The following is an 18,841-nucleotide window of genomic DNA, read 5'->3' as shown; positions in this document are numbered from 1 at the left end:
GGGTGGGTTGACATTTCTCCTGGGATTTCGTCGCGATCCTCTCCGTGGGCCCGCCGCATGTGCTTGCCCCGGGGCGATCGCGAGCACAATGGGCAGCCATGGGTCACGTCTCCGAGTCCATCCTCGATCCACCGATGCTGTTCGCCCGGGTCGGCGACGCTGGACTCGCCGAAGGCGACAGCCTCGACACGTGGACGGTCGCCGCCAGGTTGGGTGCGGATGGCCTCCTGGCGGTCCTGAACCCGGGTGACAAGGGGGATTGGGTCGTTGGACGGGCAAGGGGGCGACTGCGAGGACGCAGCGCCACGGTGCCCCTGCAGGCCCTCTGGGAGGCGGTCGGTGCCACCTCGCTCGATCTAGCGCTGGAGGTGCCCGACGCCGACGCAGGCGCCGTAGTACTCGAGCAAGCGGCCGCTCGCGGCCTCTCCGGGCGCCTGTGGGCCTGTTCGGCGGACCTGGAGACACTTGGCGGCCTTGTCGCAGCCGGCGTGCGCTGCCTGCACTCGTGTGACCCCGAGTCTGAGGGATCCGGGCCCGAGGCCCATGCGGCACACCTGCGCAGGCTGGGCATCGATGGCGCGCTCATCAACGAGGAGCGGGCCACAGCAGGCATGGTGGCGCTCATGCACCGTTTCGGGCGACTGGTGGTTGCTGTGGGGGCGAACTACCGACGAACCGCCGGCAGGGCACTGTCCAATGGCGCGGCTGGGGTGTGCGGCACCGATGCCGAGGCCCTCGCAGACGCACGCGCCGGGAGGACACCCGGCTGATCCGCGGGCGCCGCAGATAGCTGCCGTACGCGGGCTCAGAGTCCCGAGAACCGCGACAGAGGCCAGATGATGGCGAATGCCCGTCCGGTGACCGTGTCGGTAGGAATCGAACCGATGTAGCGGGAGTCCTCCGAATTGCCGCGGTTGTCGCCCAGTACGAACACCTCGCCTTCCGGCACCACCACGGGCTCGTCGATGTCGAATGTGGCGGTTCCCGGGCCCAAATAGGGTTCATCGAGTGGCTTGCCGTCGATGTGCACCACGCCGTCGATCGACTGGATGGTCTCGCCCGGCAGCCCGATGGCACGCTTGATCAGGTCATCGGGGTCACCCGGATCGGCGGGCGCGGTGTCGGGTCGGGAGAACACGATCACGTCGCCCCGGTTGATGTCGTGCAGCCGGTAGCTGAGGTGGTTGACCAGTACACGGTCCCCGATGAGGAGAGTCTCCTCCATCGACCCGGATGGAATCTGGTAGCTCTGCACCACGAAGTTGCGAACCACGAGGGCGATCAGGACTGCTCCGGCGATCACCGCCACCCATTCGACGGTGTTGCGCAACGTCGAATGGGAACGCCGCCGCCCACCATCGGGGCGGGTCGGCTGCGTCGCGCCGGGACCGGTGGGCGACGGCGGATCGTTGCGGGAATCCATCGCCGAAGGCTACCGGCGCGGTCCGTCGGTCTTGTCCACACCGTGGCGCTCGAGCACCCTCGCGGCCACCTCGGCACGGCGCGCCATCAGGTCCTCACCGTTGGCCGAGTCCACAGCAGTGGATCCGTCGGGAAGTCGCAGCAGGAGCCGGTCCAGCCATGACTCGCTGCTGACGCCGAGGCGGACCACCAGTTGGTCACCGGAGTCGTCCCATGCCTGCACCGGGAACGAGTCGACCACCCAGGCGGCGGAGTGGTCGATGTGCAGTTCCACCTGACGCGCTTCGGCGGCGAAGCCCTCGTCGGGCAAGGGTACGTCGCCAGGTGTGTCGAATGCATGGGCGTCGCCCGCGGCCTCCGCGGCGAGGATCCGGTCGAGGCGGAAGTGACGCATGGCGTCGCGGTCGTGGCAGTGGCCCGTGAGGTACCACTCCCCGCGGACGCTTCGGGTTGCCCAGGGGTCGACCACTCGCTCCCCCACCCTGTCCGACCCCCACGAGAAGTAGACGATGCGCACCGAGCGACGCTCGCGGGCCGCCGACCGCAGCAGGTCCAGCACGGCGGGGTCGCCGCTTCCGAGCTCCACCCTGATCGCCGTGCGGGCACCCGGTCCGAGCACGTCGGCCAGCTTGTCGAGCGCGGGCTCGATCGCATCGGCGGCCCCGTGCACCCCCGCCATGGCCTCACCGCTTGCCAGCAGGTGCAGGGCCTCGCTGTGATCGAGGTCGGGTGGCTCCTCGAAGGAGCCCGGCAGGTCGACTGACACGTTGCCGTCGTCATCGGTGAAGACCGACACCATCGTCGACGGGTCACCGATCTCGACGTCGTAGAACACGCGGTCCAGGTCCGCGCTCACCTGCTCCGGATCGGCACCGAAGTGCTCACCGATCTCCTCGAGCGTCGCTCCGTCGCGCGATGCGATCCATGGCAGCACGCACAGCATCAGCTCGACGCGCTCGGTCTCGCTGGGCGTGCTCACTGCGGCGACCCCGCTCGTGCGATCCCCGAGACGTGGTCGACGAAGGCATCGCGTACATCTGGCGGTCCGACCAGCTCCGCACGGTCGATGAAGGACAGCAACCAGCTGAACAGGCCTTCGCGGTTTCGGACGTCGAGTCGCACAACTGTGTGGTCGTCGCCGGCCTCGACCACCTCGAGGCCCGGGTGCTCGGCGAGTGCGACCGTCGCCGACGGTGCATCGAGAGAGATGGTGACCGACTCGACCGGTCCGTCGCCGAACTCCCATGGACGGAAGCGGCCACCTGGTCCTGCGGCGTCAGAGGATTCGATCCCTGCGGCGGGCTTCTCGGCGCGTTCCTCTGCCGGGTCGACCGGGAGCACGGCACCCTCGAGGCGGTCGAGTCGGTAGGTGCGCGAGGCCCCTGCGTCCAGGTCGTGGCAGGTCAGGTACCAGTGACCGCCCATGCTCCAGAGGTGCTGCGGCAACACCTTGCGCGTCCGGTCCGAATGGGTGAAGGCAACAGGCGTACCGTTGAGGATCGCCGAGAACAGCTCGGTCACGTTGGAGTCGAGCCTGATCTCGGCAAGCGTCGGGCCGTCGCCGGCGGGGCCCATCCCCCCGTACTTACGGAGCCCGTCGGTTGCATCTGCCAGACCGGCGCCCTCGTCGCGCAGGGCCATGGCGGTGGCCGCCATGCGAAGCGCAGCCAGTTCAGCGCCGGTGAAACCGGGATCGGCCACAGCGGACCGCTCGCGCCGGATCACGTAGGCCGACCCCGACGGGTCATCGGCGACGTCGAGGGTCCTCAGCGGCACACCCATGTCGAGCAGGTCCTTCTTGTCGCGCTCGAACGCCCTGCGGGCGGTCTCGGGGCGGCTCTGGGTGTAGGAGTCCGGCAGCTCCTCGCGGATCTCCTCGAAGGTCTTGGGTCGGGCACTCTGCTCGAGCAGTGCAACGAGGCTCAGCAGCCGGGTGAACTTGTCCACCGTCCGAGACTAGGGGTGCGGGCGGCGCGGGACGTGCACTCAGTCGGTCAGCTGCGCCGCGAGCACCCCTGCGCCGACCGCTGCATCGAAGAATGGAGGGTCCTCTGCGGGTCCGCGGCCCATCGTGGTCACCGCAAGCGAGTGCCGGCCAAGGATCTCGGCGGCTGCCGGCGTCGTGGCCGGGACCAACGGTTCGCAGGCGGCTCGCACCCCGGCGTCGAGGGTGCCCGCGACGTCTGCGACCACTGGGCGGCAGTGGGTCAGCGAGAGGGCGGTGTGCACGTGGTGTGACACCCCCCGGTGACGCTCGCGCTCGTCGGCCTCGGAGCACCGCACGCACAGCACCGGGCGACCCCCCAGTCGTTGGACGGTGTCGAGTAGGCCTGCCGCCTCCACCGAGGTGGTGCCGAGGGCGCTCGAAGTGCCCACGACGCCCGGCCCCATCGCCACGACCACCGCGTCGGCCTCCAGCACGTGTGTGGCGAGGGTCAGTGCGGATGCGGGTGAAACCGCCTCCAGGTCGCCGCCGAACGCGTGTCCGGCTGTCACCGTCCCCACCAGCAGGTCGCGGTCACGCAGTGCAGCTACGAGGTCCGACATCGCGATCGGCAGTGCGGCGCCGTCGGTCATCACGTAGGCGAGGCGCCGGCCCCTGGACGCGTCCGAGAACGCGGCAGCCACAACCGCCATCTGGCTGTGAAGCGTGCACACCACGACCGGGGTGCCCCCCAGGCGCCGATCGGCCTGTTCCGGATGCGCCAGTTCGCTCGTTCCCACGTCGGCCTGCAGGCTGGTGTAACGGAGCTTCATGACGTGGTCGGGCCCGGGCGCCACGAGGTCGCTGCGCTCCAGGTTCCAGTGCACGACATGCCAACCGCCGGTGCCGAGGCCGAGCTCCACCGCAGTGGTGTTGCACACGACGCGATCACCCGGCGCAGCGTCGCCGGTGAGCTCGGTCAGGCAGTAGGCCCGGGCATCGCTCCCGTCCTGCATGCGGACCGCCAGGCGCTGCAGGCCCTCACGTTCGGCGAGGATCTCGGTGACGGTCGCACTGTGGAAGGTCGGCACGTTGCAGGCGGCTCAGAGGGCGTCGATCAGCCGCTGGACGCGCTCGTCGTGGGAGCGGAACGGGTCCTTGCACAACACCGTGCGCTGCGCCTGGTCGTTGAGCTTCAGGTGGACCCAGTCGACGGTGTAGTCACGCTTGCGTTCCTTGGCCCGGCGGATGAACTCGCCGCGCAACCGTGCGCGAGTGCTCTGGGGTGGCACGTCCATCGCCTCGGCGATGTCGGCATCGGTCACGATGCGCTCCACACGGTCAGCGGCCTGGAGCTTGTAGAACACCGAGCGGTCGCGTCGGATGTCGTGATACTGCAGGTCGAGCAGGGCAACTCGTGGATCGCCGAGTTCGAGGTCATGTCGGGCCATGTACGACTCGATCAGGTTGTGCTTGGTGACCCAGTCGACCTCGCGGTCGAGTCTGAAGGGGTCGTCGGCCAGCCCGACCATGACGTGCTCCCACATGTCGAGCGCCTGTTTCTCCTCGGGGGACAGCTCGTGGGTCTGGCCGTAGCGGATTGCACGCTCCAGGTACTCCGACTGGATCTGCATGGCAGTGAGCTCCCGCCCGTTGGCGAGCCGCACAGGGCGCTGCAGGGTGAGGTCGTGGCTGATCTCGCGGATCGCGCGGATCGGGTTTTCGAGGGTCATGTCGCGCATCACGACGCCCGGGTCCTCGAGCATGCGCAACACCAGCGACGCGGCGCCGACCTTCAAGAAGGTGGCGTACTCGCTCATGTTGGAGTCGCCGACGATCACGTGCAGGCGCCGGTAGCGATCGGAGTCGGCGTGGGGTTCGTCGCGGGTGTTGATGATCGGCCTGGAGCGGGTGGTGGCCGAGGAGACGCCCTCCCAGATGTGCTCGGCGCGCTGGGACACCGAGAACTGCGCGCCGCGGGCGGTGTGCAGCACCTTGCCCGCACCTGCGTAGACCTGTCGGGTCACGAGGAACGGGATCAGCACCTCGGAGTAGCGCACCAGTTCGTCGGTGCGGCTGGTCAGGTAGTTCTCGTGGCAGCCGTAGCTGTTGCCCGCGGAGTCGGTGTTGTTGCGGAACAGGTAGATGTCGCCCCGGATTCCCTCCTCGGACAGCCGCTGTTCGGCCGACTCGAGCAACTGGCCGAGGATCCACTCCCCCGCCTTGTCGTGGGCAACCAGGTCATGCAGCGAGTCGCACTCGGGCGTCGCGTACTCGGGGTGCGAGCCGACATCGAGGTAGAGGCGGGCGCCGTTGGCGAGGAACACGTTGGAGGAGCGGCCCCACGACACGACACGGCGGAACAGGTAGCGGGCCACTTCGTCGGGGCTCAGCCGACGCTGGCCGCGCAAGGTACAGGTGACCCCGTACTCATTCTCGAGTCCGTAAATGCGTCGCTCCACGGAGGTCAACCTATCTGTGCGCGTGGGCCCAGCAACGTCAAAGGGCGTTCGCTGCCGGCCCCCGGCCCGGCGCCGGGCCGGGGGCGCTCGGGTCAGGAGATGGCTTCGGTGACCTCGTCGTCCTCGAGGCGGCGGAAGCAGCGTCTCGTGGCCTCGCGTCCGAGAACGGCCACTTCGAGCTCGGCCGCCTCGAGCGTGCGGTCATCGCCTGCCAGTGCCGACACCGTGGCGCGGAGCGCGCCCGGCAGGTCGAGGCCTTCCTCCCACGCGCCCTGCAGGCGCTCGGAGATGGCTTCCGCTTCCCCACCGAGCACGCTGAAGCTGCTCTCGTCCACGAGGGTGCCGTCGTAGAGGATGTGGAACAGCTGGTCGTCGGCCGGATCGTCGCCGACCTCGCACACGAGGATCTCGACCTCCATCGGCTTCATCTCGTGGGTGAACACGTTGCCGAGGATCTGCGCGTACTGGTTGGCGAGGCTGCGGGCGTCGACGTCCTCGCGCGAGAACGAGAAGCCCTTCAGGTCGGCATGGCGAATGCCGGCAATGCGCAGCTGGTCGAACTCGTTGTACTTGCCGACCCCCGCGAAGGCGATTCGGTCATAGATCTCCGAGACCTTGTGCAGCATCCGCGACGGGTTCTCGGCGCACAGCACTATCCCGTCGGTGGAGATGCAGGCCGCCAGCGCCCGACCCCGGGCGATGCCCTTGCGGGCGTAATCGGCCCGGTCCTTCATCATCTGCTCGGGCGCCACATAGAAGGGCATCGTCATGAGGTCACCTCCCGGGTGGTGTCTGGTGCGTTCATGGGTTGCGCTCCGCGGTGATTGCCTCGAGCAGCACCCGGAACCGTCCAGCCAGGTCGTCGTCCTCGACCCGCTCGAAGCCCTGTGCGGTGATCGTGGCAACGACGGGGTAGATACCGCGCACCAGGTCGGGGCCACCAGTGGCGGAGTCTTCGTCGGCCGCCTCGAGCAGGGCCCGCAGCGCCAGGTCGATCGCGTCGGGCTCGGACAGTGAAGGGGTCCAACCGAGCTTGATGACGGTGGTCGCCTGCATCGAACCGGAGCCGGTCGCGGCGTGGTCGTGCTCCTCGTAGCGCCCCCCGGTCACGTCGTACTGGAAGATCCGCCCAGAGCTGCGGCCGGTGTCGAACCCGGCAAAGATCGGCACGACAGCGAGTCCCGACATGGCTGCGGGCAGATGGTTGCGCACCATCTGCGAGAGCTGGTTGGCCTTGCCCTCGAGGCTGACGGGTGCACCTTCGACCTTCTCGTAGTGCTCGAGCTGCAACTGGAAGAGCTCCACCATCTGCACCGCCGGTCCGGCGGCGCCGGCGATGGCCACACCGCTGTGGCGGTCCGCCGGGAACACCTTCTCGATCGTGCGGTGCGAGATGAAGTTCCCCGCCGTGGCACGCCGGTCGCCGGCCATCACCACGCCTGTGTTGCAGCGGATCGCGACGCACGTGGTGCCGTGGGGGATGTCGAGGCGTCCGTCGAGGCCGTCGACACTGAGGTCCGGGATCGCACCGGTCCGCCGCGCTAGGGCGGCGAAGTCCGGGCCTGGATCGTCCTGGGGCGTGTACAGCGGGAGGTTCACCGCAGGGAGGCTACCGGGCCGCGCTGGCGTTGCTGCGCGCCTGTGTGGTCATGGCGACTGTGCCGTCGCTTGACGGCTACTCGCCGCCTTTCTGGATGTAGGACTTCACGAAGTCCTCGGCGTTGGTTTCCAGGACCTCGTCGATCTCGTCGAGCAGGTCGTCCATCTCCGCCTTGAGCTTGTCGCCGGCTTCGCTCGCCGCGGGCTCCTCCTCGACGGACTCTTCCCGTCGCTGGGGTGCCGGCTTCTTCTTCCGCTCTCGTTCTGCCATGTGAGGTACCTCCGAGGCCGCACGCGGCCTTCGAGACGTCAACCTACCCCGATCGGCTGGGCATCAGGTGGCAAGGTCTCGGTACTGCTGGCGGAATTCCCAGCTCACTTCACGACCGTGAGGGTCGGATTGGGGTCGAACTTCACGTAGTACACAGAGGCGGAACGTCCGCCGTTGGTGGACTCCTGGCCAGCCTCGAAGGAGGCGAAAATGGCCCGCTGCGCACCTTCTTCGTCCTGGAAGAAGCTCAGGGCGCCGGGGCCGGTACGGCCGTTGGATGAGGCGACCCAGGGGCCTGCGGGGTCAGAGAAGCACGGGCCGATGGCGTCGAGGCACCTCGCGATGCCGATCGAGTAGCCGGGCTCGAACCACCGACCTGCCGAGTAGGTGAGGATGTAGCTGTTGCCCACCGGGTCCCACACCATCGCCGGTTGTTCGATGAAGTGGTACTCCCAGGGGTGCTGGCGCGCGAGCAGCGGTATCGGCTCGCCGATCGCATTGGCGTTGGCGTCGAGGGGGATGGACCGGATGGGTGTCTCGGTGTCGCCGAAGGCGGCGAGCAGGAAGTGCCGCCCGCCGACGTCTGTGTAGAGCTCTGGGTCGAGGGCTCCGCCCACGCCGCCGAGACCACAGTGAAACGGTGCCGGCTCAGCCACGAACGGACCCGCCGGGCTGTCGGCCCATGCCCGTCCGATGCACTGCGCGTTGTGGGGCTGGGGTGGGTTGACGCGGTCTGCCGAGAAGAACATCACCCAGCGCCCTGCGTACTGACCGACGGTGGGCGCCCAGAGCTGGGTGGCGGACACGGCCCACGGCGGCTTCATGGGCATTCCCTCGTGGGTCATCGCATTCTTCTCGCCCAGCGTGTACGGACGGCTCACATCCTTGGTCACGAACACCGGCGCTCGCAGGTGGTTGTTGGATCCGTAGATGTAGTACGTGTCGCCGACCCGCACCACGGATGGGTCGGAGGTCTCGGGGAACCTCACCGCCTCGACGAGGGCCAGCCTGGTCGTCGGCCCGAGGCAACCCCCGAGCACCAAGGCGAGGGCTGCGACGCCCAACGCGAGCATCGACGTGCGCAACGCCCTTCGACCCCTGCGGTGTTCACTTGCTCTGGCCACTGCCCCATCCTCCGTGCGCGGCACGCTGTCATGCCGGCCACCCCTGTCGATCGGCTTCTCCGCAGCCCATCTTGACCCGCGGTTTGCCCCTGGGGGTCTCACTGGGTGTGTCCCTATCTCCAGAGCAATGCGGTATCTCCAGAGCAATGCGGTGTCACGCCCGGCGATGAAGGACTGCCCGCTGCGCCGCACGTCAGCCCGGCTGCACTGCACGTGAACGAGCGCATCCAGCAGTGATGATCGGTAGGGCCATCCCATGACAGCAAGACCCGAACCTGAGCGAGGGTTGTGGTCGTGGCTGGCCCGCTGGTTGCGCCGCTGCTCGACGCGCCTTACCTACAGGGGTCGGGGTGTGCCGCACCATCAGCTGTCACGGTCCGCTCGCAGGGAACGCGCTGACTGGGAATGAACTGCACCACTACCGTTGGTGCGCCCATAGGGTCCACCACGACTGTGAAACGTCGCACCCCCATGACTGGCACGCGCACAACAGCCGGATAGCGCCGCCCACGCTTGGGCTGCTAGCACAACAGCTCCCACACCCGCTTCCACTGGTCGTCATCAAGGTCAGTCCGTAGGCCATGACCGCATCGTGGCCGTGCGCGCCTGCCGCGCAACCAACGCACACCGGAATAGGGACACACCCGGTCAGCGCCCGAGTCGCTCCAGCAGGTCAGAGGCGCTGTCGACGTTGTCGATCAGGTCGGCCACGTGCTCGGCACTGCCCCGCCCGGGCTCCATCATCGGAACCCTCTGCAACGACGAGCCGCCGACGTCGAACACGATCGAGTCCCAGTTGGCGGCCACGATCTCGCTGCCGAACAACTCGAGGCATCGGCCGCGGAAGTAGGCGCGGGTGTCCTGCGGTGGCTGTGTGACAGCCTCTCGCACCGCTTCGGGATCGGCGAGCGCCTCGAGGCCGAGCCTCGTCGCGAGCGAGGACGCCGCGCGGAGGTCGTGGTATTGCAGGTCCATCGCGCGTATCCGCGCGTCGTTCCACTGAACTCCATGACGCTCGCGGTATGCGTCGAACAGCCGGTACTTGGCCACCCAGTCAAGCTGGCCCTGCAGCGACATCGGGTCGCCCTCGAGTCCGTCGAGCACGGCTTCCCACCGCTCGAGGATCATGTTGCCAACCTCTTCGCCGCCCACGGAGTCGAGGCCGCGCATCTCAGCCCAGTCGCGGGCGCGCCGCAGCAACTCCCACTGCACCTCGAGGGCGGTCATCGTGCCCCCGGCGGACATCTGGATGGGCTGGCCGAGCGTGAGGTCTCGCGAGACCGTGTGCATCGCCGGCACTGGCAGGGCAAACGAGAGGGGCTCGCCCGCATCTCCGTCCTCGACCATCGAGAGCACCACAGCGGTCGTGCCGAGCTTGAGGAAGGTCGCGACCTCGGCCATGTTGGCGTCGCCGGCGATCACGTGCAGACGCCGGTACTTCTGTGAGTCGGCGTGCGGCTCGTCGCGGGTGTTGACGATCGGGCGCTTGAGCGTCGTCTCGAGGCCGACCTCCTCTTCGAAGAAGTCGGCGCGCTGGGTGATCTGAAATGGCACCTCATCGGTACGGCTGCCTGGGGCCTCAGAGCCGACCTTGCCGGAACCGGTGAAGATCTGTCGGGTCACGAAGTGGGTGGTCGCGTGGGCAACGATGAGGCCGAAGGGCACCGAGCGGCTCATCAGGTAGTTCTCGTGGCAGCCGTAGCTGTTGCCCTTGCCGTCGGAGTTGTTCTTGTAGACGACGATCTCCTGGCCGTCGCCCATCAGGTCGTCGGCGGCAGCCATCGAGAGCCGCAGGATCTCCTCGCCCGCGCGGTCGTGCACGAGTGCGGTGATCGCGTCGGCGCACTCCGGTGCCGAGTACTCGGGGTGGGCGTGGTCCACGTAGTAGCGCGCCCCGTTGGTGAGCACCGCGTTGACCAGGTGGGTTTCCACCTCTGGTGCGAGCGAAAGCCGCAGCGCCTCTTCGCGAGCGTCGTTGCCGGGCATCTCGTCCTCGAAGTCCCAACCGACGCTGGGCCCTGGCGCGCCGACCGAGGTGTCGAGCGAACCCAGATAGGCGTTGATGAGCATGGACGAGGCCGAGATCGGGTTGGCCTCGTCGGTGCCGCGCACCACGATCCCGTACTCGGTCTCGATACCGAGGATCTTCTCTATCGCCATGTGTTTCCGATCGACATCTGGCCGCCACCATACGCACTCGCGCCAGTCTGCCGGTGACGCCTGAGCAGGGCCCGCGCAACGGATGGCGGCGACAGCTCCGTGGCGTGGCCACTCAGCAGGTGGCGCCCGGGCGGCGACGCGGACAGACTGCGGGCTGAGCCAGCCACATAGGAGCAAGCATGAGCCTGAGGGTGATCCAGTGGTCCACCGGCAACGTCGGGCACCACGCACTGCGCCAGATCGCAAGGCATCCCGACCTCGAACTGGTCGGGCTGTGGGTGCACAGCGACGACAAGGTGGGCCGCGATGCCGGCGAGCTGGCCGGGCTCGCCGAGCTGGGGGTTGCCGCCACCAACGACTCTGAGTACCTGCTCGGTCTCGGGGCCGACTGCATCTGCTACACAGCCACCGCAGACATGCGACCCGACGCCGCGATCGCCGACATGGCAGCGATGCTGACGGCCGGGGCGAATGTCGTGTCGAGTTCGGTCGTGCCGCTGATCTATCCGCCGCACGTTGCCGCTGACATGCGCAAGCCGATCGAGGATGCGTGTGAAGTCGGCGGCACGTCCGCGTTCACCTCGGGTATCGACCCCGGGTGGGCCAACGACCTCCTCCCCGCAGTGCTCACGGGTACGTGCGAGTACGTGGACCGGGTGCGTGTGATGGAGATCGTCAACTACGCGACCTACGCGCAACCGCAGGTTCTTTTCGACACGATGGGTTTCGGTCAGCCGCTGGATGCCACCCCGATGCTGCTTGTGCCCGGTGTGCTCGCATTCGCCTGGGGCGGAGTCGTGCGCTCCATCGCCGCCGGCCTCGGGGTGGACATCGAGGAGCTGGAGGAAGTGCATGAGCGCGTGCCGGCTGCGGAGCGAATCGACCTCGGTTTCGGTGTGGTCGAGGCCGGCACCACCGCCGGCATTCGTTTCGAGGTGCGCGGAATCGTTGGCGGCGAGCCGCGGATCGTGCTCGAGCACGTGACCCGCCTGGATGACTCACTGGCGCCCGACTGGCCACAGCCGAGCGGCCATTCCGGGTACCGGGTGATCGTGGAGGGCAATCCCAACTACACCCTCGACCTGCAGATGATGGGCGACGACGGTGACCACAACACCGCTGGCCTCGCCGGCACGGCGGGGCGCATCGTCAACGCCATTCCTGCCGTCGTGGCGGCCGATCCCGGGTTGTTGTCGGTGCACGACCTGCCACTGGTGTCAGGCCGCGGTCTCATGCGCCCCTGAACAGCGGACCGGGGCTACAGGTACTGGCCGGTTGCGACTCGCTCGATGGAGCGGCCGCCGGTGGGATTGTCGTCGTGTTCGTGCACGAGTGTGCGCACGTAGGTGATCCGCTCGCCCTTCTTGCCCGAGATCTTCGCCCAATCGTCGGGGTTGGTGGTGTTGGGCAGGTCTTCGTGCTCCTTGTACTCCTGGTGGATCGAGTCGATGAGGTCGGCAACGCAGATGCCGGCAGCTCCATCGGCCAGTTCGCGCTTGATCGCCAGCTTCTTGGCCCTGCGCACGATGTTCTCGATCATCGCTCCGGAGGAGAAGTCCTTGAAGTACATGACCTCCTTGTCGCCGTTGGCATAGGTGACCTCGAGGAACTGGTTGGCTTCGTCGGTGCGGTACATCTCGGCGACGGTGCGCTCGATCATTGCTGCGGTCGCCTTCGCCCGGTCGCCGCCACCGAGGCTGGCGACCTCGGCTGCGTCGAGCGGCAGCGTGGTGGTGAGGTACTGGGAGAAGATCTGCTGGGCCGACTCCTCGTCGGGCCGGTTGATCTTGATCTTCACGTCCAGGCGACCAGGACGCAGGATGGCCGGGTCGATCAGGTCCTCGCGGTTGGAGGCGCCGATGACGATGACGTTTCGCAGCGTCTCCACGCCGTCGATCTCGGCGAGCAGCTGAGGGACGATCGTGGCTTCCATGTCCGAGGAGATGCCTGATCCGCGGGTGCGGAACAGCGATTCCATCTCGTCGAAGAACACGATGACCGGCGTGCCGTCGGCTGCCTTTTCCCGGGCGCGCTGGAACACGAGGCGGATGTGGCGTTCGGTCTCCCCGACGTACTTGTTGAGCAGCTCGGGGCCCTTGATGTTGAGGAAGAAGCTGCGCGCCTCGCGGCCGGTCACCTCCGTCACCTTGCGTGCCAGGCTGTTGGCGACTGCCTTGGCGATGAGGGTCTTGCCGCAGCCCGGAGGGCCGTACAGCAGGATGCCCTTCGGCGCCGGCAGGTCGTAGGTGGCGAACAGATCCTGGTGAACGAAGGGCAGTTCCACGGCGTCGGTGATCATCTCGATCTGGTCATCGAGTCCACCGATGTCGGAGTAGGCGATGTCGGGCACTTCCTCGAGCACGAGCTCCTCGACCTCCGGGCGCGGGAGGCGCTCGAGCAGGATCCCGGACCGCGAGTCCATCAACACGTTGTCGCCGGACTTGAGCACGGAGGTGTCGAGCGTCTCGCCGAGTTCGGCCACGCGCTCCTCATCGGCACGTCCCACGACGAGCGCCCGCTTCTTGTCCTCGAGCAGTTCCTTGAGGGTCACGATCTCGCCTGACGCTTCGTGGCTGCGGGCCATGATCACGTTGTAGGACTCGTTGAGGACCACCTCGGCGCCACGCACCAGCTCATCGGTTTCGATGTCGGGCGAAACCTCCACGCGCATCTTGCGGCCGGCTGCCTGCACGTCGACCGTGCCGTCATCGTTCTCGCCGAGGAAGGTGGCATAGGCCGAGGGTGGTTGGGTGAGCTTCTCCACTTCCTCGCGAAGCGCCGCGATGTGGTCGCGCGCCTCTCGCAACGTGTAGGAGAGCTTCTCGTTCTGGCTCACCGCCTGTGCCAGCTGGCCCTTGGTCTCCAGCAGACGTTCCTCGAGGGTGCGCACCCTCTTGGGTGCGTCCTGCAGGCGCCGCACGAGCGAAGCGATCTCGTCCTCGAGCTCGCTTACCTGGCCGCGCAGGGCCTCGGCCTCGTCGGAAGCCGTCTGATCGACTCCTTGCTCGACGTGAGCCGACCCTGGGTCGTGTTCGTCCTCGGCTGCCACGGGCACCTCCGTGTGTCCTCACCGTCCGTTCTAGCGCCATCGGCGCTGCAGCGGGCGGAACCCCGGGCTGATTCAGCGGGGCTTCACAGGGTTTGTTTACCCGTTGAATACCGTGCAAATGCCGCGGGCGCTACCCTTGTGTGCGTCAGGCGGTCGCAGTGGCTACCGTCATGGCGGCTGTGGCGGTCAGGGTGACGGCCACAGATCCGAAGCGGAAACCCTCCACGGCCCGAGCGGGCCAGACGAAAGGCCAACAAGATGGCGATGAAGGTGTGGATCGACCAGGACCTGTGCACCGGTGACGGTCTCTGTGAGGAGATCTCCCCCGCCGTGTTCGCACTCCTGGACGACGGTCTCGCATACGTGAAGGAAGGCGACAAGATCTTCAGCGATCCTGGTGGCCCCGAGGGCCTCGCGGTCATCCCCGACGGCGAACTCGACGGAGTCATCGAGTCGGCCGAGGAGTGCCCCGGAGAGTGCATCTTCATCGAAGCCGAGTGACGCCCCGCCCCTGCGGGCTTGAAGTGACGGGAGCTTCGGCTCCCGTCTTTCGCGTCTGGGTTCAGCCGATGCAGTCACCGGTGCTCACGGCTTCGCCCGCGCTCGCCAGGATGGCTGCCACTGCGTTCCCCTGAAGGGCGTAGGCAACGCCCTCACGGTCCGGCGCCACCGCCACGGCGGCGCCCAGGACCCGGCCCTCTGCGTCGATCAGGGCGCTGCCGGAGTCTCCGGGCTCGAGGTCGCTCGCCAGAACCAGCAGGGGGCGGCGCACCAGGGCGGAGTCGTAGATGTCGTAGCCGGTCGCTGTGAGCAGTTCCCCCACCAGGAAGGGCGACGGCTCGAACGCGCCCCCGCCGGGGAATCCGAGCACCAGCCCGGAAGCGGACTCGCTCGGCGTGGCGAACTGCAGCGCGGGGCGAGTGAGGTCCGACGCGATGAGAGCGAGGTCCAACTGGGGATCGAACGCCACCACCGTGCCGGTGTCGGTGGCGCCATCGGCCGTGGTGAGCCGGCTCGATGTGGTGCCGGCCACGACGTGGGCGTTGGTGAGCCAGAGCCCGTCGGCCACCGAGAAGGAGCTGCCTGACTGCACCAGGCCACAGGCCTCGCCCTGGACCCGGGCCGTGCTGGCCGCCACAGCACGTACCACCTCCTGGTCGACCGGGCTACCTTCCGGCGGAGGGGGCAGCTCCGGCGCGGGTCGGAGGCTGGCGAACAGCTGGGGAAAGCTGCCGTTGGCCAGGCCGCGTTCGAGGTCGCGGAGCTGCGGTGGCGGATCCGGCAGGTGGTCGGTCACGGCGCGGGCGAAGGCCGACGTGCGGGTCGTGGATGCCACCCATCCCTGGGTGTTGGCCATCAACGGCACGAGCAGCCAGAGGATGACTCCCACGCCGACGATTCCGAGCATCGACCCGCCGAGCGAGTCGATGCGCCGCAGGTTCTCATCCGCAGGGTGGGGCCGCAGGCGGGAACCGATTGCCACGCCGATGGCCTGCCCCATGGTGAGCAGCAGGATGAAGCTACCGGCGGTCAGGAGCAGCACCCCGGCATCCGATGGTGGGTTCAGCCACCGGCTGAGCACGGGCACGATGGCGATCGCGAACGTCACTCCGAGCAATGCGCCCACCCAGCCGAGCCCCCGGGTGATCAGCCCGAGACGCCAGCCTCCGACCACCGCCAGGGCGACAGCGATCACAACTGCGGCGTCGAACAGGTTCATGGTCTGCTCAGCCGGCTCCGAGCCTGGCGTGGGTCAGAAAGCCCGTGTGTGCGACCATCCGGTGGTCGGGTCGCACCGCCTTGCCTTCTATGTGCCATCCGCGGTTCATCACCTCGAGGGACTCAGAGGCGAAGAACCCGTGGGCGTCGAGAGCATCGCGCAGCTGGGTCACCTGCACGATGCTCGGCGTGTAGGCGCAGAAGATGCCGCCCGAGCGCATCGCCTCGGCAGCGTGCGGGACCACTCGCCAGGGCTCGGGCAGGTCGAGCACGACCCTGTCGAAAGGACGAGCGTCATCGGCTGGATCGATTCCTTCGTAGCAGTCACGTAGCTGCACGTCGTAGCGTGCGAGCGCCTCCGCGCCCAGGAAACGCTCCACGTTGGCCGTCGCCCTGTTCGCGAAGTCCTCACGGATCTCGTAGCCGGTGATCTCCACACCGCAGCGCAGCATCGCCATCGACAGCGCACCGGAGCCGACACCGCTCTCGAGTACGCGCATGCCCGGACCGATGTCGGCCAGCATGAGGATCGGACCGAGGTCCTTCGGGTAGATGACCTGGGCGCCGCGGGGCATCTTGAGGATGAACTCCGACAGTGAAGGCCTCAGGACGGTGAAGACCTGGCTTCGCGACGAGCGCACCACGCTGCCCTCGGGCAGACCGATCAGTTCGTCGTGGCCGATGATCCCGGAGTGGAAGTGGAACTCCTTGCCCGCTGTCAGCTCACCCTGGTACCGGCGGCCCTTGTTGTCGATGAGCTGTACGAGGTCGCCCTCTGCCAGTTCCTGGTTCATGGGGTTTCCTCGGGGGTCTGTTGCAGGCGCTCCACCAGTCGGCAGAAAGCGCAGGTGGATGAGGGTGAGGCTGCACCACAGGTGGAACAGCGCGCCAACGCGGCGCGCTCGGTGTGCGCCGCGGGTTCGAACAGGGGCAGCCCGCGCGCGAGGAACGACAGGTAGAAGTTGGCCTTGATCCCCGGGGACTCGACCTCCAGGTCGTTGAGGGTTGCCTTGTACGAGAGGTGGCGGTTGCCCTCCGCCATTGGGCATTCCTGCACCACGTAGTCGATGCCGGCCACGAGGCAGTACGCAGCGGTCTCGCGCTCGGACAGGCGCACCAGGGGCTTCACCTTGCGTGGACGCCCCCCGTGGGCCTCCAGCACCGGGCTCTGGCGCCCCAGGTAGTCGACGTTCCAGCGCATCATGTTGCCGAACAGCACCGCGGCCTCGTCATCGAGGTTGTGGCCGGTGACCAGGGCGTCGTAGCCGCCGGCGACGGCCTCTGAGTCGAACACGTGGCGCTTGGACAGCCCACACGCCGAGCAGGGCTTGCGGGACGTCTGCTCGGCGGCCGTGGCAATGTCGTACCCGTAGCTGTCGCGGAGGTCGACTTCGCGCAGCACGAGGCCCCGCTGCTGCGCAAACTCCCTGGCATGGCGCCCCGATGTGTCGCTGTAGTCGCCGATTCCGAGACCGACGTAGAGACCGTCGACGTCGTATCCGAGTTCCCTCAGCATCGCCCACAGGGCGAGGGAGTCCTTGCCGCCGGACACCGCCAGCAACAGTCGGTCCCCCGGTTCGAACATGTCGTGATGGGCGATCGCCTTTTCCACCTGGCGATGGCAGAACTCCACGAGGTGTTCCCCGCAGAAGTTGGCGTTGTGGCGCGGCAGGTCGATGACGGCGGGGCCGCGGCAGACCCGGCACTTCACTGCGCGCCCCCGGAGATCACTGGACGTACCTCAACCTCGTCCTCGGCCGACAGTCGGTAGTCGCCAGGCACCAGCTCTCCGTTGCACACCACCAGCACCGACTCCCGGTTGAGCCCGAGCTCCGCGAGCAGTTCGCTCACGCGTCGGGGACCCTGCAATTCGATCTCGCGGGTTGGGTTCCGGAGGCGCACCAGCACCGGACCATTGTGGCCGCCTTCCTGAATCCACACAGCACGGCTTGGCGAGGCGATCCTCAGTCGTAGACGGTCACTCTTGGTTTGCCGCGCGATTGCACCGCCGCAAAGCTCGCCGTGCGACGCAGGTCGAGTTCCTCGTCGACCCGTGCCTTGGCGATGCGAACCTTCGTGAGCTTCTTCGACGGTGCCATGACGCCGTCGAAGCGTTTGGCGGCGACCTTCTCGGCCGCGGCGGCCTTCAGGTGTCGGCGCGTGCCGGTGCGGGTGCGGTCGAGCCTCCGCTGGCTGCGCCGAAGGCGGCGCGCGGCGTTGCGCTGGCGTCTGGTGGTGACACTCAGCTTCTCCTCGGACTGTGCGAGGCCCGCAGACGTCCGGGCGAGCCTGCGCTCGGCGCGCGTGGCGGGCGGCCTGGCGATCACGGTGTAGGTCTCACCGGGCCGCAGCTTCGCGCGCGTGAGGTCGATGTCGTCGCGTGAGACCGCCTTGCGGCCCTCGTCAGCCAGCCAGTCGATCCCCCGGTCGGCCAGGGTCGCGCCGAACCCGCCACCGAATACGTAGCGGACAGCCCAGTCGCGAACGGTGCGCAGCATCAGCCGCGGCGTACCTCGATCACAGCCGAGGCACGCTTGCCTCCCCTGCGGCCGAGGAGGAACGCGGTGATCAACAACAGCAGGCCGATCAGAACGCCGGCGGCCAGGATCTGGTTCTTGGCGCTCTCGACCTGCTGGGTTGCCTCGCCCTGGATCTCCTCGAGCTTGCCCTTCAGGTCACCTGGTGTGATCTGTGCCTCTGTGCTCATTTGCCGACTCCGTTCTCGTTCATGCGCAGCATCACCAGCCGCCCGTACATGCCAGCCACCGCGATGCCGACCACGGTCACGATCAGGTACGGCAGCCATCCCCACGGGCCGCCACCGACCTCGCCGGCCTGATTGAAGAAATTGATCCGCTGCAGCCCGCGCAGCAGCGCAAGCAGTCCGAAGATCCACCCGGCCCCGATCAGGAGTGCTCCGCCTATGCCGAAACCGAGGTGCCTGCCGAGCGTCTTGAGCGGATCGACGGTTTCCTGTCGCGTGTAGGCGACAACCATGTCCTTGAACTCGTTGAGCTGTGTACCCGGGCCCGACGGCTCGGGCGGTGGCGTCCACGGCCTGCGTGTTGTGGTCTCTGCGTCGCTCACGGGGCCTCCTGTAGGAGTCCCTTT

Annotated in this window: 21 protein-coding genes; 3 read left to right on the top strand and 18 right to left on the bottom strand. The window is 67.7% G+C overall.

The features are described 5' to 3' along the window. The first annotated feature begins 98 nt into the window (after window positions 1–98). Window positions 99–770, top strand: coding sequence for a hypothetical protein (locus GY812_12300; GenBank protein ID MCP4436259.1), 672 nt, complete (start codon window positions 99–101; stop codon window positions 768–770). A 35-nt stretch (window positions 771–805) separates the two neighbouring features. On the opposite strand, the gene lepB is transcribed toward GY812_12300, so the two are convergent. From lepB to GY812_12250, 10 genes are all read right to left on the bottom strand, one after another. Next, window positions 806–1,423 carry a signal peptidase I gene (gene lepB / locus GY812_12295; GenBank protein ID MCP4436258.1) on the bottom strand — a complete coding sequence of 206 codons (618 nt, stop codon included), beginning with the start codon at window positions 1,421–1,423 and terminating at the stop codon, window positions 806–808. 9 nt (window positions 1,424–1,432) lie between these two features. Next, on the bottom strand, window positions 1,433–2,401 hold the full coding sequence (locus GY812_12290; protein MCP4436257.1) for a WYL domain-containing protein: 969 nt from the start codon (window positions 2,399–2,401) through the stop codon (window positions 1,433–1,435). Further along, the gene (locus GY812_12285) at window positions 2,398–3,369 is read right to left on the bottom strand and encodes a WYL domain-containing protein (protein ID MCP4436256.1); all 972 of its coding nucleotides are present in this window, start codon (window positions 3,367–3,369) and stop codon (window positions 2,398–2,400) included. Before GY812_12285 ends, GY812_12290 begins: the two co-directional genes overlap by 4 nt. 39 nt (window positions 3,370–3,408) lie before the next feature. After that, entirely contained in the window at window positions 3,409–4,437 is a 1,029-nt protein-coding gene (locus tag GY812_12280) for a DUF3866 family protein (GenBank protein MCP4436255.1), read from the bottom strand. Window positions 4,438–4,449: 12 nt separating this feature from the next. After that, on the bottom strand, window positions 4,450–5,808 hold the full coding sequence (gene pafA, locus GY812_12275; protein ID MCP4436254.1) for a Pup--protein ligase: 1,359 nt from the start codon (window positions 5,806–5,808) through the stop codon (window positions 4,450–4,452). A 92-nt stretch (window positions 5,809–5,900) separates the two neighbouring features. Further along, on the bottom strand, window positions 5,901–6,578 hold the full coding sequence (prcA, locus tag GY812_12270; protein MCP4436253.1) for a proteasome subunit alpha: 678 nt from the start codon (window positions 6,576–6,578) through the stop codon (window positions 5,901–5,903). Between the two features lie 31 nt (window positions 6,579–6,609). Continuing rightward, the gene (gene prcB / locus GY812_12265; GenBank protein ID MCP4436252.1) at window positions 6,610–7,407 is read right to left on the bottom strand and encodes a proteasome subunit beta; all 798 of its coding nucleotides are present in this window, start codon (window positions 7,405–7,407) and stop codon (window positions 6,610–6,612) included. Between the two features lie 76 nt (window positions 7,408–7,483). Then, window positions 7,484–7,678 carry a ubiquitin-like protein Pup gene (locus GY812_12260; GenBank protein MCP4436251.1) on the bottom strand — a complete coding sequence of 65 codons (195 nt, stop codon included), beginning with the start codon at window positions 7,676–7,678 and terminating at the stop codon, window positions 7,484–7,486. 104 nt (window positions 7,679–7,782) lie between these two features. Further along, window positions 7,783–8,802, bottom strand: a complete 1,020-nt coding sequence (locus GY812_12255) for a family 43 glycosylhydrolase (protein MCP4436250.1) — start codon at window positions 8,800–8,802, stop codon at window positions 7,783–7,785. A 648-nt stretch (window positions 8,803–9,450) separates the two neighbouring features. After that, window positions 9,451–10,962 (bottom strand): proteasome accessory factor PafA2, encoded by a 1,512-nt coding sequence (locus GY812_12250; protein MCP4436249.1) that lies wholly within the window; start codon window positions 10,960–10,962, stop codon window positions 9,451–9,453. Between the two features lie 179 nt (window positions 10,963–11,141). On the opposite strand from GY812_12250, the gene GY812_12245 reads away from it, so the two are divergent. Next, complete coding sequence (locus tag GY812_12245) at window positions 11,142–12,206, top strand: diacylglycerol kinase (protein ID MCP4436248.1); 1,065 nt, start codon at window positions 11,142–11,144, stop codon at window positions 12,204–12,206. Window positions 12,207–12,220: 14 nt separating this feature from the next. Here the strand turns inward: GY812_12245 and arc are convergent, their stop codons facing one another. Next, complete coding sequence (gene arc / locus GY812_12240; protein MCP4436247.1) at window positions 12,221–14,011, bottom strand: proteasome ATPase; 1,791 nt, start codon at window positions 14,009–14,011, stop codon at window positions 12,221–12,223. A gap of 264 nt (window positions 14,012–14,275) precedes the next feature. Between arc and GY812_12235 the strand changes: the two genes are divergently transcribed. After that, window positions 14,276–14,512: a ferredoxin gene (locus GY812_12235; GenBank protein MCP4436246.1), complete on the top strand. Its 237-nt coding sequence runs from the start codon at window positions 14,276–14,278 to the stop codon at window positions 14,510–14,512. A gap of 61 nt (window positions 14,513–14,573) precedes the next feature. Here GY812_12235 and GY812_12230 read toward each other — a convergent pair whose 3' ends face one another. From GY812_12230 to GY812_12200, 7 genes are read right to left on the bottom strand one after another with little or no spacing between them, the layout of a single operon-like run. Next, complete coding sequence (locus GY812_12230; GenBank protein ID MCP4436245.1) at window positions 14,574–15,731, bottom strand: MarP family serine protease; 1,158 nt, start codon at window positions 15,729–15,731, stop codon at window positions 14,574–14,576. A gap of 7 nt (window positions 15,732–15,738) precedes the next feature. Then, window positions 15,739–16,524 (bottom strand): tRNA (adenine-N1)-methyltransferase, encoded by a 786-nt coding sequence (locus GY812_12225; GenBank protein ID MCP4436244.1) that lies wholly within the window; start codon window positions 16,522–16,524, stop codon window positions 15,739–15,741. Beyond that, window positions 16,521–17,441, bottom strand: a complete 921-nt coding sequence (locus GY812_12220) for an adenine nucleotide alpha hydrolase family protein (protein ID MCP4436243.1) — start codon at window positions 17,439–17,441, stop codon at window positions 16,521–16,523. Before GY812_12220 ends, GY812_12225 begins: the two co-directional genes overlap by 4 nt. Next, window positions 17,438–17,638, bottom strand: coding sequence for a MoaD/ThiS family protein (locus GY812_12215; protein MCP4436242.1), 201 nt, complete (start codon window positions 17,636–17,638; stop codon window positions 17,438–17,440). Before GY812_12215 ends, GY812_12220 begins: the two co-directional genes overlap by 4 nt. Window positions 17,639–17,694: 56 nt before the next feature. Next, window positions 17,695–18,228 carry a hypothetical protein gene (locus tag GY812_12210; GenBank protein ID MCP4436241.1) on the bottom strand — a complete coding sequence of 178 codons (534 nt, stop codon included), beginning with the start codon at window positions 18,226–18,228 and terminating at the stop codon, window positions 17,695–17,697. Beyond that, complete coding sequence (locus GY812_12205) at window positions 18,228–18,437, bottom strand: hypothetical protein (GenBank protein MCP4436240.1); 210 nt, start codon at window positions 18,435–18,437, stop codon at window positions 18,228–18,230. The genes GY812_12210 and GY812_12205 overlap by 1 nt, the downstream gene beginning before the upstream one ends. Then, window positions 18,434–18,817: a phage holin family protein gene (locus GY812_12200; protein ID MCP4436239.1), complete on the bottom strand. Its 384-nt coding sequence runs from the start codon at window positions 18,815–18,817 to the stop codon at window positions 18,434–18,436. The genes GY812_12205 and GY812_12200 overlap by 4 nt, the downstream gene beginning before the upstream one ends. Window positions 18,818–18,841: the final 24 nt, after the last annotated feature.

The sequence above is a fragment of the Actinomycetes bacterium genome (genome assembly GCA_024222295.1).
GTDB lineage: Bacteria > Actinomycetota > Acidimicrobiia > Acidimicrobiales > Microtrichaceae > JAAEPF01.
Note: the sequence above shows the minus strand (reverse complement) of the source record. Positions and strands in the feature narration are given on the sequence as shown.

Bases quoted from the DNA above. Each gene is read 5' to 3' on its own strand.
- GY812_12300 (MCP4436259.1), top strand. From the start codon at position 99: ATGGGTCACGTCTCCGAGTCCATCCTCGATCCACCGATGCTGTTCGCC.
- lepB (MCP4436258.1), bottom strand. From the start codon at position 1,423: ATGGATTCCCGCAACGATCCGCCGTCGCCCACCGGTCCCGGCGCGACG.
- prcA (MCP4436253.1), bottom strand. From the start codon at position 6,578: ATGACGATGCCCTTCTATGTGGCGCCCGAGCAGATGATGAAGGACCGG.
- GY812_12260 (MCP4436251.1), bottom strand. From the start codon at position 7,678: ATGGCAGAACGAGAGCGGAAGAAGAAGCCGGCACCCCAGCGACGGGAA.
- GY812_12250 (MCP4436249.1), bottom strand. From the start codon at position 10,962: ATGGCGATAGAGAAGATCCTCGGTATCGAGACCGAGTACGGGATCGTG.
- GY812_12245 (MCP4436248.1), top strand. From the start codon at position 11,142: ATGAGCCTGAGGGTGATCCAGTGGTCCACCGGCAACGTCGGGCACCAC.
- GY812_12235 (MCP4436246.1), top strand. From the start codon at position 14,276: ATGAAGGTGTGGATCGACCAGGACCTGTGCACCGGTGACGGTCTCTGT.
- GY812_12230 (MCP4436245.1), bottom strand. From the start codon at position 15,731: ATGAACCTGTTCGACGCCGCAGTTGTGATCGCTGTCGCCCTGGCGGTG.
- GY812_12225 (MCP4436244.1), bottom strand. From the start codon at position 16,524: ATGAACCAGGAACTGGCAGAGGGCGACCTCGTACAGCTCATCGACAAC.
- GY812_12210 (MCP4436241.1), bottom strand. From the start codon at position 18,228: ATGCTGCGCACCGTTCGCGACTGGGCTGTCCGCTACGTATTCGGTGGC.
- GY812_12205 (MCP4436240.1), bottom strand. From the start codon at position 18,437: ATGAGCACAGAGGCACAGATCACACCAGGTGACCTGAAGGGCAAGCTC.